At 27.6% G+C, this 13,180-nt stretch carries 11 protein-coding genes; all 11 read right to left on the bottom strand.

Annotated elements, in window-relative coordinates; genetic code table 11:
* Positions 1 to 310: 310 nt before the first annotated feature.
* The 11 genes from ACN5J5_RS00510 to ACN5J5_RS00460 all read right to left on the bottom strand — a co-directional run bounded on the left by ACN5J5_RS00510 (position 311) and on the right by ACN5J5_RS00460 (position 13,075).
* Positions 311 to 1,090, bottom strand: coding sequence for a hypothetical protein (locus ACN5J5_RS00510; RefSeq protein WP_418645415.1), 780 nt, complete (start codon positions 1,088 to 1,090; stop codon positions 311 to 313).
* 190 nt (positions 1,091 to 1,280) lie between these two features.
* The gene (locus ACN5J5_RS00505; protein WP_418645414.1) at positions 1,281 to 1,775 is read right to left on the bottom strand and encodes a hypothetical protein; all 495 of its coding nucleotides are present in this window, start codon (positions 1,773 to 1,775) and stop codon (positions 1,281 to 1,283) included.
* Positions 1,776 to 1,934: 159 nt separating this feature from the next.
* Positions 1,935 to 2,777 (bottom strand): hypothetical protein, encoded by an 843-nt coding sequence (locus ACN5J5_RS00500; RefSeq protein WP_418645413.1) that lies wholly within the window; start codon positions 2,775 to 2,777, stop codon positions 1,935 to 1,937.
* Positions 2,778 to 2,952: 175 nt separating this feature from the next.
* On the bottom strand, positions 2,953 to 4,086 hold the full coding sequence (locus ACN5J5_RS00495; RefSeq protein WP_418645412.1) for a hypothetical protein: 1,134 nt from the start codon (positions 4,084 to 4,086) through the stop codon (positions 2,953 to 2,955).
* A gap of 484 nt (positions 4,087 to 4,570) precedes the next feature.
* Positions 4,571 to 5,332, bottom strand: a complete 762-nt coding sequence (locus tag ACN5J5_RS00490) for a M15 family metallopeptidase (protein ID WP_418645411.1) — start codon at positions 5,330 to 5,332, stop codon at positions 4,571 to 4,573.
* 5 nt (positions 5,333 to 5,337) lie between these two features.
* Positions 5,338 to 6,081 carry an SH3 domain-containing protein gene (locus ACN5J5_RS00485; RefSeq protein WP_418645410.1) on the bottom strand — a complete coding sequence of 248 codons (744 nt, stop codon included), beginning with the start codon at positions 6,079 to 6,081 and terminating at the stop codon, positions 5,338 to 5,340.
* A gap of 290 nt (positions 6,082 to 6,371) precedes the next feature.
* The gene (locus ACN5J5_RS00480) at positions 6,372 to 6,779 is read right to left on the bottom strand and encodes a DUF6530 family protein (protein ID WP_418645409.1); all 408 of its coding nucleotides are present in this window, start codon (positions 6,777 to 6,779) and stop codon (positions 6,372 to 6,374) included.
* 2 nt (positions 6,780 to 6,781) lie between these two features.
* Entirely contained in the window at positions 6,782 to 7,864 is a 1,083-nt protein-coding gene (locus ACN5J5_RS00475; RefSeq protein WP_418645408.1) for a hypothetical protein, read from the bottom strand.
* Positions 7,865 to 9,853: 1,989 nt separating this feature from the next.
* Complete coding sequence (locus ACN5J5_RS00470; protein WP_418645407.1) at positions 9,854 to 10,426, bottom strand: hypothetical protein; 573 nt, start codon at positions 10,424 to 10,426, stop codon at positions 9,854 to 9,856.
* A 59-nt stretch (positions 10,427 to 10,485) separates the two neighbouring features.
* Positions 10,486 to 11,490 (bottom strand): IS30 family transposase, encoded by a 1,005-nt coding sequence (locus tag ACN5J5_RS00465; RefSeq protein ID WP_418645406.1) that lies wholly within the window; start codon positions 11,488 to 11,490, stop codon positions 10,486 to 10,488.
* Between the two features lie 709 nt (positions 11,491 to 12,199).
* Entirely contained in the window at positions 12,200 to 13,075 is an 876-nt protein-coding gene (locus ACN5J5_RS00460; protein WP_418645405.1) for a hypothetical protein, read from the bottom strand.
* Positions 13,076 to 13,180 lie beyond the last annotated feature (105 nt).

The following is a 13,180-nucleotide window of genomic DNA, read 5'->3' as shown; positions in this document are numbered from 1 at the left end:
ATTTTTCTCGATTTACTATTTCTAGAATTTAGGAAATCAATTCTCATAAAAGTGTAAATACTATTCAATTTTTTTAAGTTTCAATAAATTACATTTTCTTAATTTTCTATAAAAAATAGAATTACTTTTTGAATAAGAATATTTTCTAAAAATTTCGATTTCTATGAGCGCCAACGTGTTTGTGTATGATTTCGTTGCGTGGTTAAGGAACTAAATTAGTAAACTAAAACGAACCAGAGGAAATTCCGCAGGAATTTCCAAGTAGGCTAGAACTAGCAATGAATTATACACGGTGTTAGCCATAGTATTTTTAATTTCCAAATGGACTTTTATCGTTCATAAACGGACTTTCAAAAGTTTTCCAATCTGTTGTTTTTAATGATTTTCCATCTGCATTCATTGGTGTAAACCTAACTTTATATTTGCCTTTGTTGTTATAAGTAAACGCTCCGGAACACATTCCGTGTCCAACATTAAGTTTCCCATTCCATTCTTTGAGATAGAAGACTTTTTTGTTATTAGTACTTAATTCAACAACTTCTGTTTTATACCAAATTTCAGTTTCCGATTTGTTTTTTACATTAAAAATTGCATTTGCAGAAGGTCCACAACCATAATGAATAACTTCTGTCTTTTCAAATTCAATATTCAGATTAGAATTCAGATTTTCAAGTGCTTTTTTTTCCGTTGTTTCCCAATATACTTTTTCTCTAACTTTTTTCTTTCTGTTGTATTGCTTCATTTCTCTCCCCTCATTTTCAGTTTGGTCAGAGTATTTAAGGAAGTATTTTGTGTTAGGTTTTAAATCAGATGTAGGACAAAAAATAGCTTGAGTCAATTGCATTTGTCCAGTCAAGAATTCTTGAAGATTCAGTTCAATTAATTCTCCGCTTTCACTTTCAAGGTAAACTGTTCTTTCTTTGAAGCTATTAATTGTCTTTTGACTAAAAGCATAACCTTGAATAATGAACATTGAATTCAAACTAATTTCCTTTTGTTCTGGAAAGAATTGCATTCCGCTCATTGAACATTCAGCGAAACTTGATTTCATTCCGAAAACCACTAATAAAAGAAGTACTATTTTTTTCATAATGTTTGTTTCTTAAATGACCTCAAATATCGTTCCGTTCATATTATGGCTAACAGTTTCGTATAACCGTCAGTTACGGGTTAATTTGCGTTAATTTTCGGTTTAGCACAGGCTTTAGCAATTACTGAGTGGATTCGGACGTAGTCGAATCCGCCGTAATTGCGGTTATACATTGTTGCCCATAGTTTTTTTATCGTAATACAGACAATACTTCATTTTTTGTAAAAGGATACTGTAAAGGTATTTTTCCATTTGGTGTATAAATACCTTTTGTTACAATTCTCGATGAATTGTCAGGATATGTGATATTAAATATGAAATTAATTTTTTTTAAATCAGAATTCTTATAAAGTTCGAAAGAAGATTCACTAATCATTATATATCGCCAAAAAAACTCGTAAGAAACTCCGCTATATAAATCATTCTGCACTTCGTAGGTTTTAATTTCTTGTGAATTTGGTGCATTAGATTTATATGTTTTATCTACGTAGAAATTGAATTCATCATTTTCTATTCGTGCAAATTCTCTCCGAATAAATATTTCATTCTCATATACGCCGTTTTTTAGAAGAAATTTAGTGTTTTCAACAAGAAATTCTCTCGTGTTTTTTTTAATTTCATCTTGAGCAGTCATTGTATTTGTAATTCCGATAATCAATAATATCAGCAAAAATGGTTTTTTCATAGTGATTGGTTTAAATTATGGGCAACGTGTTTGTATATGGTTTGTTGCGTGGTTTAAGTACCGAATTTAGCAAATAAAAACCGAATAGAAAATCCGCGAGGATTTTCGTAAGTAGGCTAGAACTAGCAATAAATTATATGCGGTGTTAGCCACTGGTATTTAAAATGGTAAATCTTCAAGTTCTGGTTTTTGTTCAGGGTAAGTATCATAATTATCTACTTCTGCTCCAAGAACATATTCTTTCCAATAGTATTTTCCTTTTTCTGTAAAATAATATTCATTATTCTCTTCTGATTCTCTTTTTTGAATAATTTCATTATGAATATATTTTTCTTTAATTATTTCGTTAAGTGATTGAGGAAAACTACTGTAGTTATTAATGCTTATTCCAATGTCTTTAAAATAGGGAAATAGTTTTGATTTCCGGAATTCGACAAATTCTTTAGTTAATTTTTCTTCTGCTTCTTTACTCAATCCATTGTTTAAGAAACCTTTCAAATTAAAGTTTTCCTCTTTGATTTTCGTTAATTCAATTTTCTGGGTTTTAATTATTTCTTGATATTCCAAATTAATTTCTTTGAACTTTTCAATTTTAGAATTCAAATCTGCTTTTTCTCGATAATTTGCTTTAATGTCTTCTAATTTACTCTCTTCAATAGCAAGATTTTGTTTGTTTTTGATGTCAACAAATAATTGTTCCGTTTGATTGTTTTTTCGCCCATTAACCGATTTCTTATTTAGTTCTTCAATTAGCCACATAAAATATGGTAAAACGATTGTGTAAATCAAAGCGATTGCAAGGGGTAATAATAAATTATAAGAAAGTGAAGTATATTTATTTTCAATTACTTGAAATTTCTCTTCTATTTTCAAATCGGAAAACAATAGAAATAAGATTGGTTTCCAATTAATAATTAAAAACGAAAGAAAATAAGTTCCAATAAAAGGATTCCTAACTCTTTCTTTTGACGTTTCCATAATTGTTTTTAGAAGTTCTTTCAATTTTTCATGAGTTTAGGTTACTTGTGGCTAACGTGTTTGTGTATGATTTCGTTGCGTGTTTCAGCAACTAATTTAGCAAATACAAACCGAATAGAAAATCCGCGAGGATTTTCGTAAGTAGGCCAGTACTAGCAATGAATTATACACGGTGTTGTAGCCAGTTTATTTTAATGACTTAGTTTAATCCTTTAGGTAATAATCGGAAAATTAATTCATGATTCAGTTTTGGGTTTTCCATTCCAAGAAACATTTTGTTATTAATTAAAAAGAAAAAAATTAATGTAATCAGATTTTTGAGTTCAAAAAAAAGCTTACTCATTTCCTTATTTTCTATCATGTTGTGGATATTATTCCCATGTACAATTTCATTTCGTAGACTAAAGCATTTTCTTAGAGAAGCTCTATGTTTCTTCATTTCAGAAACATTTTTTGAAATTAAAATTGGTGCAACTAATGTCATATAATCATTTGAAATATTTTTAGAAAAGAAACTTTCGAAAGTAAATACCAATTTCGTGAAATTAGTTGAAGTCATATAAGTCCCTTTTAAAGCATCTAAAAAGAAATGAATAGAAGAGAAATATTTACACCAAAATTTTGAAGTAGCAGACATAATTTCATCTAGTTTATCCAATCTATCTTCTATAAGAATATAATGAGATAAAAGCTCTATTTTATCATCTTCAAAATAATACTTTTCATTTTCTGAAATTACAGATAAACCTGTTGGAGTTGGCTTACTTGAAAAGTTGAAACGATAATCTTCTGTAAGAAAATTTAAATGAAGAGTAAACAAACAAAACTGTATGAATTCACAGATAGCAGATTTTAATCTGTTTTGGTTATGCCAAGTGTCTATATTTCCTCCTCCTAAGTTTTCAAAAACTAAATCAATATCCTTTTCTTCCTCATATGATAAAGTTTTGATAATATTATCTTTAGACTCATAATTGACATCTACAACAGCAATTTTTGCAGCTTCACCAATTCCAGATGCGATAATTTTTTCTCGATTGATATTTTTTTCACCTATATAGTTAGCTATTAGAGATTCATAATTGTGTTGATTTGAGAATGGACCTCCTTTATTATGAATATGTATTTTTATAGATTTTATACTTTCTAAATCTTCTTGTGTAAATTTAGTTGTATACTCATCTCTATAGCTTGATTTTTCCCAAAGCTTTTCTTTTATAAATAGTTCAATGAAAGATGATAAATCAATTGTTTTATCTGCCCAAGAAGTTAAAACATTTCCGCGATTTATATAGTTAATGTTGGTCTTTGTAAACCAAAGTAATCTTTTCATGTAAGTTTTTTCAAATTGGCTACAACGTGTTTGTGTATGATTAGTGGCATGTTTTAAACACCTAATCTAGCAAATAAAAACCTAATAGAAAATCCGAGAGGATTTTCGTAAGTAGGCGAGAACCAGCCATTAATTATACACGGTGTTGGCAATAGTTATTATTCCTAAAGTATTTATTATAAGATCTATAATGAATATTTTTTTTAGACTTAATTTTTTCAGTATAAGAATAGTACTTAGAATTCTTGTTAATGAAAAAACAATAATAAATATGAAAAAATATAACGAAAATCTATTTATTAAGTTGTCAAAATCCAATCGGATAATTGATTTAAAATCTCTAGTGAACCCACAGGTATTACATGAAATATTAAAATTCTCTTTATAATAACAAACTAGGTTGTGTTTACTGAATATTAAATACATTAAGCCTAGAAGAAATATTATAATTAAAGTTATATTGATAATTATATAAGTTCTTCTGTTATTCAATTATCATCTCTTTATTTATACCATTAACATAAATTTGAATTACATTTAACTCAATAGCTAATTTTGCGCCTTTAAAATCAGATATATCTCTGAGTTTAATTTTGTTATTATAAAAATTTAAATATTTCTCACTAAGAGGAATATACGACCAATGCCATTTTTCCATGTTATAACCTTTTCTACCATTTTTTTTTGAAGTATATACTTGTGTAAAACCATAAGTTTTAGCGTTTTTCACTAACCATTGATACTCTTTTTTTCCTTTACCTGTTTCAAAATATGAATTATTAAGGTTATTCAAATCAATATCAGTTCCCCAATGATGTCTTGATGTTGATGGCATAGAACTATACTCTAAAATTTTTAAAGCTCTGTTTATTGGTTTTAGATTTTGATATTTTAACCATTTTCTCTCCCAAATTGATTTTTGTTCATAAAAATTTCTTGTTCCAGAAATTATTTTTAAATCAATATTTTCTTTTTTTGCATGATTAAACATTTTAATAAAAGAACTATAAACTTCCTTATTAATATAAAGAGTTTTTGAAGAATGAATTTTGTCGACTTTTGAAAAAGTAGTATCTTTTTTGTAGTCAAATTTCCCTAGCACAAAATTATTATCGTAGGTATATTCTATTTTTTCTTTTAAATTAGTTGAAACACAAACATCATTAATGATGTTTGTGTTTTTAGTATCTTGCTTATCTTTTTTACAAGAGTAAATTAAAATTATGAGTATTAAAATTTTCTTCATTTTATCTAATCATATGTGTTAGTAAAACAACATGCGTGTATCCACCCAATATTACCAGAAGGTGTTTTTATTTTATACCAAAAAGCTGAAATTTTCTCTCCTTTTATTTCGACTACCGTTTCTTCGTTAGAATGTATACCTAAATATTCAACTTCTGTATTAATCTCTAGGTTTTCAATTTTTTCAGCAGTTAGAGACGGAGAAACTCTTACGCGTAAATTATCAACAGTTATTGTAATACTCATTAAAGGGTCAATTTCATTCTTTTTTGTTTCTACTTGAGTTTCAATAATTTTTTTTATTGATTTCTGATTATTTTTATCCATTTCTTTAATGAATTTTTCATCAGTTTTTTTCATTGTTTGAATAAATTTTTTATCTATTTCATTTTGTTTTTTAATGAATTCCTCAGTATCTTTTTTAAACTGGTTAGTCTCTTCTTCTAAATCTTTAGTTAAATTTTCAATTGCGTTTTCCATCTTTACTTTTTGCCAATAAGCGATTGAACATCCTATTAGAGATGTTAATAATGCTGCAATTATTAACCCTTTAGAATAATTGTTTTTTGAAGCAAGTATAAGGGCTATTGTTGAAAAAATAAGTCCTATAATACCAATAATAATCGCAAATATTCCGAAGCAAGGAACAAAAGAAACTATTAAAGCTAAAATTCCTATAACTAATCCCGTAATTGCTAGTCCGTGTGTAAGTGATTCATTTTTTTGTTTTGGAGTACTTTCTGTTTTCATAAATGTTTATTATTTGGTTAATGTTTGTTTTAATTTCAAATTTCAATATTGTTTTTAAAACTTTGTAAATATATCTTTATATTTTAATTATTACTACGGGATTTTGTATTACTTTGATTCAACCTATTTCAGGACGATTCATTTTGTTAATTATTGCCAACGTGTTTGTGTAAGATTAGTTGCGTGTTTTAAGCACTAAATTTAGCAAAAAAATCACAGATAGAAAGTCCGCGAGGACTTTCGTAAATTGGCTAAAACCAGCAATTAATTTTACACGGTGTTGGCAATAGTTATTTTTTTAGTTCGTTGATTTTATTCCAAATACTTTCAATACGACTATCAATTTCTAATTTATTTTCTGCCTTATTATAATATTCTTCAATTTTGTTAAATTCTTCAGAGTTAATTTCTGTTTTAAAATTGTCTAAATTATATTTTCCGTCTTTTATATTATTCAAAACATCGAGTAATAAAATTGTCAAATCTAAATTCCTATGTAAAGGAAGTTCTTCACTTTGTCTACTCCATTTGGAGTTTACATTTCTCCAAATTTTTAAAGAAATTTCATTATTATCGTATTGAGCCTTTCCTAATGATAATGCTTTAGCGTCAGTATTATTTTTATACTTTCCATCTATTTTATCATAATCATTTACGGAAACAATCGGCTTATGTTTTAGTTTTTTTGGTGTTTTCATATTTAATATTCGAATTCTATAATTTTATTATTTTTAAAGATAACAATGTTATTTCTTGAATAAACAAATATTTCACGTAAAGAACTTGAATTTTTTATTGCTTTTTTTCTTAATGGATAACCCCAAGATTTTATACACATTTCTTTTGTCATACCGATTTCTATTTTTCTATTATTGATTAAATTTCCAAAATAGCTACCATACTTTTTTATGTTCTCTTTTTTTGTTTTTTCATATTCAATTCTGTTTTGTTCTTGCTCTATTTTTCTTTTTGCAATTAATGTTTTTTGCTTTTTTACATTTATTAAATAATTTTCTTTTGTAATAAAATCTATTTTATTCCATTTGGATTTCAATATATTTTCATCTGATATATTAAGAATATGATTAATAGTTCCAAAACTTTTATTTTGAAGTCTAAAGATTAAGTTATAACCAATAGGAACGTCTGTTACTTTAAAAAATGAAATTTCAGTTACTTGCCACGAAGAATTATTTGGAATTACAATTTTTTCATCTGTTTCAATAATCTTAACTTTATCATTATATTTATTCAAAGCAATCATTTCTTTATTTAAATATTCAGATTGAAGAGTTTCAAAGAAAGGTTTTAAGATTAAGAACTTTGTTGCAAAATTTTGTCCAACGTAAATAACAAAATCTTCATTATCTATTTGCTCTAATACAACGAAAGGTTCATATTCGTGACTTCCAGACCTTTTTGATTGACTCTTTTTTCCATAAATTCTCTTTTTTGAAATTGTGTTAAAATCTTTTGAACTTACTACTTTTTTAATATAATACTGTTTATTGACGATTGAGTCAATTGTAATTATTTTTTCAAAACCAAAAGAATCATTTTCTGGTTTTTTTAAATAAATAGGTGAAACAAATTGGTCATCTAAAACTTCTTTAGGAGCAAAAAAACAATCTAATCCATAATATCTTTTATCTTCTACATCATCATATAATATATCACTATTCAAATTTGTATTTGCTAAATATGGTTCAGGAGCTATCATTTCCTTTTTAACTTCTATTTTCTTTGAAACTGATATTTGTGCATTTAGTTTAATTGTTATCAAACATAAACTCATTAAAATTGTAATTCTTTTCTTCATAGTTTTTTTAAATTATTGCCAACGTGTTTTTGCATGATAAGTTGCGGTTAAAACGGGCGGCAAATTTTCCGCAGGAAAAATTGCAGTTCGTAAAAGCGCAACAGCCTTTGTTAAAACCAAAAATAAGCAATTGATTATGCAAGTTGTTGGTAAATGCGTATTATTTTTATGTATTTTCTATTTTTCTTTTTAAAGATATTCCGCAAAGATTTTAATTCCGTCGTTTTTGATTTTCACGTTGTGATATTAAATTCCATTTTTCAATATTTCTGAGATTTTTCCACAAATAAAAATCATAAATTTTTGCAAGAGTTTTTAGTTACGTTTTGCTCCGTAAATATGTTTTTAAGTTTTGTAAAATAAAATTTTCCAGCTTAAAATTTTTTGAAAATACTTTAATAGGCGCTTTCTATTCCACAATTCAATTTTTCCGATTTTAAATAAGTTTTCACGTTTAATATTTTTATAAAGATCTTATTTTACGTTTTGTTATTCAATTCAGTTTTTCCAGCTTTATATAAAATCCTCAAATTTAATAATTTTGCAAAGAATTTAATTCTACGTTTTACTAAATTCTGTAAAGCAAATTGTTTTTAAAGACACCTTAGCGAAAACAATAATTAAAAAACAGGAACATTTCAGGCTGCGGCTCCAAAGTTTTTACCAACGTACTTGTGTATGGTTTCGTTACGGAAAATAGCGCAGCAATTTTCCGAACTTAAACCAAAGATAGTAAAAGTGCGAGGATTTTCTGCAAGAAAATCCCCCGTAATGAACTATACACGCTGTTGGGTTTTCGTTATATTGGTTTACTATTTTAATTTTTATTGTTGAAATAATTTTTCTGCAATTATTTCCATAAAGAATTTTAATTCCGCAAAATTGTTCAATTCCGCGATTTATTCTCTTTTTTAGTGTTCAATTCTGTTTTAATTTTACTTTTCCGTAATTATTCATAAAGAATTTAAATTCCGCAAACTTGCTAAATTCCACGATTTTATATTTCCTCTAGCATTCAACTCTATTTTTATTCTTTCCGAGATTTCTCTAGGGTAGAAGCGCTGAAAATTTAACTCCTAAATACTCCAACTTTTTACAGAACAATTCTCAACTGGAATTTTTCTGTTTTTGAAAAATATTATTAGAAAACAAAAATTTTCAAATTATATTTTTTACGGTTTTCTGAGAAAAATTCCGATATAGTTTTTCTGTAAACTTTTCTAACATTTTGAGCTTAATTAAAAATCTAAAAGTTTGAATTTTTACGATTTTTTGTTAATGAAACCCAACGTGTTTGTGCATGATTTGTTTGCGTAAATTTAGCAAAAAAATAATTAAGAAGCACATAATTTGAAGCTTGCGAGGTTTTTCCGTAGGAAAAATATAGTAAGCAATTAATTATGCGCGGTGTTGGGTTTTAGTGCTTTTTGTTTTCACCTTTTTTAGCCTATTCAATTCTAATTTTTCAATTCCGTAAAGTTGAGTTTTCAGTTTTTCACTCCGTTTTTGTGCTCAATTTCACGCTGCAAAATTAAAATTCCATAAAGTTGCTCAATTCCACGTTTGAGTAAAAATTCCACAAAGTTGAGTTTCTAATTTTAGACTCCGTTTTTGTGCTCAATTTCACGCTGCAAAATTAAAATTCCATATAATTTCTCAATTCTACGTTTGAGTAAAAATTCCAACATAATGAGTTTCTTTTTGCAATTCTATTTTTGTTGTTTTTTTTAATTTCACGAAGCAATTTTCAGTTTCAGAAATTTGTTTTTAAAAGACTAAAATTTTTAAATTCAACGAGATTTTTCCGCATTAAACCCAACGTGTTTGTGTATGATTTCGTTGCGTGTTTCTGCAACTAAATTAGTAAACTAAAACGAACCAGAGGAAATTCCGAAGGAATTTCCAAGTAGGCGAGTACTAGCAATGAATTATACACGGTGTTGGCAAATCGTTTTATTCTTTATAAAAATTATTTCCGTCTGTAATAAATTTTTCCAAAATAGAATTGACCTGTTCAAGTTCTATTCCATTTTCAGAAATTGATTTTATTAAGTATTCTCTTTTAAATTCAAATCTGTTTTCAAGCATTTCTCTACCTCTAATATGCAATATTAAATTATTTGTTAATTCAAAGTCATTTGTAGTTGGATTGTATAAGCCTTTTTTAAATTCCCATTTTGCTTTGTCGAAATAAGGTATTCCATTCCCACATAAATACTGTTTTGTAGTGTTTTCGAAATTCAAATCTCCATTATCTAAAAACTCGACAATAAATTTGTTCAGTATGTCTTTTTCTGGATTATCAAAATTCTTAAAACTTAAAGTTTTATCATTATATTCAATCTCATTGATAATCCATTTACGAGAAATAAATTCCCTTATTTTCTCTGTGGTAAATCTCTCTTTTTTTTCAAGTGAATTCGTTGCTTTTTTCTCAATTTGAGAAACAGTTCCAATATCAGTTTTTTTACTATTTGTACAACTGTTGAAAATAAAAATCAACAATATTATTTTAAGTATTTTCATTTTATCTGTGCTGCATTCAAGGTTCTAACGCAACAAACGTTGCGGTTTATTTAATGAGTCTAAGCTACAAATTTTAGTTCAGAATCTATAATTTCTTTTGGAGTTTTATACCCTATAATCTTTCGAGGTCTATTGTTTAATTTTTCTTGAATAATCATGAGTTGCTTTTTGTTAATTAGGTTGAAGTCAGTTCCTTTTGGAAGGTATCTTCTAATGAGTCCGTTTGTATTTTCGTTAGTGCCTCTTTCCCACGAAGAATAGGGGTGAGCAAAGTAGATTTTCATACCTGTTTTTTTAGTTATTTTTTCGTGCTTAGCCATTTCAGTTCCGTTATCGTAAGTCATTGTTTTTTTTAATATAGGATTTAATTTATTAAGAATTTTAGAGAACATTTTAGCCACCTCTTTAGAGTTTCTAGCTTTAAGTTTTACGATTAAAGTGTACCTAGATTTACGTTCTACGATTGTTCCGATAGCTGATTTTTGGTTTTTACCAATCATTAAATCTCCTTCCCAATGTCCAATTTCTTGTCTTAATTCAATATGCTTCGGTCTATTGTCAATACTGACTTGGTTGATTATTTTACTACCTGTTCCTCTTTTCTTTATAGACGGTCTCCTTCGTGTTTTTTTACGTACAAGTAGATTGATTAGTTTTTTATTTAAACGAGCTTGAGGCTGTGTGTAAATGTATCTATAAATGGATTCATGTGATATTGACATAATTGGGTCATTAGGAAAATCTAGTTTTAATTTTCCTGCAATTTGTTCAGGAGTCCATTGTGATAAAAGTCCTTTAAAAACATAAACTCTAAGTTTTTTATGAATAGATATTTTATCAGTATTTCTTTTGTTTAGATAATCGTCTTTAGCATTCCAGTTAGCTAATTCAGCAGAGTATTTATCTTTATCAGTTTGTACCCATTTATTAACTTCTCTAGTGATAGTAGAACGAGATCTATTAAGAGTTTTAGCGATGTAAGATTTAGACTTATTTTCTTTTAAAAGTGTCTCAATTTGAATCCTTTCTTTAAGAGTGAGTCGACTAGTTTTTTTACGTATCATAATAACAAATCTAATAATTTAGATTTGTTGCGTTAAGTTCTTGAGTACGCATGTGATTCCTCAAATGTTTGCCAACGGTTTTGAGTATGATTCTGTTGTGGTTATTTATGCGTAAAAATAATAAAAAAAGCTTAAACATTGGAAGTATCCGAGGATTTTCCGCCAAAGGAAAATCCGCCACAATAGATTATACGCATTGTTGTTGTTTGTGGCTCGCACAGTTGAGTTTTCAGTTCTGTAATTATTTATTCTTAGAAAATTCCACGTTTCGCTATTCAATTCCGCATGAGTGAGAAAACTCCGCTCTGTTTTTGTTTTCAAAGATTTTTACTCCGTGTTAATGAGCAAATTCCACACTGTTTTGTTTTCAAAGATTTTCATTCCGCACTAATGAGAAAACTCCACATAAAGAAGGAGATTCAATATTCTTAATTTTAGAGAGTTCTCCAGTTTTAAACAAATTGTATTAAACTTATTTTATTAGCTTAAAAAGTCAATTCATACAGCTTTGTTTTCAGAGTTTTATTTAACTTTATTTTTTTCAGACTGAGTGATATTCCGCCATAAACTACAACGGTTTTGTGTATGATTTCGTTGCGTGTTTAAGCACTAAAGTTAGCAAATAAAACACAGATAGAAAGTCCGCGAGGACTTTCGTAAGTAGGCTATAACTAGCAATGAATTATACACGGTGTTAGCAAACGTATTTTTATTCCTTTTCAAAACATTGTTGTCCAACTGCACCACCTCCAAATTCCAAAACAATATTTCTCTCGTGATAAATATATAAACAACCATCATTATATTCAGATTGTTCTTCCTTATTCAAATTATTTTTAAAGAACTTATATGAATATTTCCCCATTCCACTTCTTGCAAAACCAACTGTCGATATTTCTCCATTTTCTATTGAGATACAGTTAGCTTTCTCAAGCAAGTTTTTAATTTCCATTATTGTATTTGTGTTCCAACCCAAAAATTTTATTTGTTCCAATAATACTTCTGAATTATATGGCAAATTTGATTCTCTAAACTTTTGGTCAATTCCGCCATTGCTGTTTTTCCGATTTAAGTAAATTCGTAAGTCGATACTTTTGTCTGTACTCAAAACGACATCTTTTGGATTAAATTCAATATAGACGATAAGGCTATCTGGCACTAATTCAGAATACTCTTTAATTAGGGTTTTAATATTATTCTCGTTCGTTTTTAAATTGGTTATTTGTTCAATTTTACTGCTTTTGTTCATTGAAAGTATCATCAATAAAAATTCCTTTTCTTGATTATTTCCTTCATTAAATACTTTTGTCAGTTCTTGGGCTTTAGTCGGATGAACTTTTTTTATAACGACTTTGAATAATGAATCTTTGTCAATATTCTGATTGAATTTAGGTTCACTTTTTTTAATTTTTTTCTTTTTGGGAATTGAGTCTAAATTTTCTTCTGTTTCTCCGAATAGAAAATCTCCAACAAGAATAGACTTTTCTAATTCTTTTTCTGAATCAGTTTTTCTTTTGGTTTTTTTTTGAGCTGAACAGCCTAAAATCAAAAAGCTAATAAATATGTAGAATATGCGTTTCGTCATATGTTTGCTAACGGTCTTGTATATGAAAAGTAGCGGATTTTAAGCACGAACTTTTCGGATTATACTTGACTTTAAATTTATAAAATTCATTTTTGTTAAAGCACT

Origin of the sequence: Tenacibaculum insulae (genome assembly GCF_964512435.1) — a bacterium.
Lineage (GTDB): Bacteria > Bacteroidota > Bacteroidia > Flavobacteriales > Flavobacteriaceae > Polaribacter > Polaribacter insulae_A.
The sequence above is the reverse complement of the archived record's forward strand: the minus strand, read 5'-3'. Positions and strand labels throughout refer to the sequence as shown.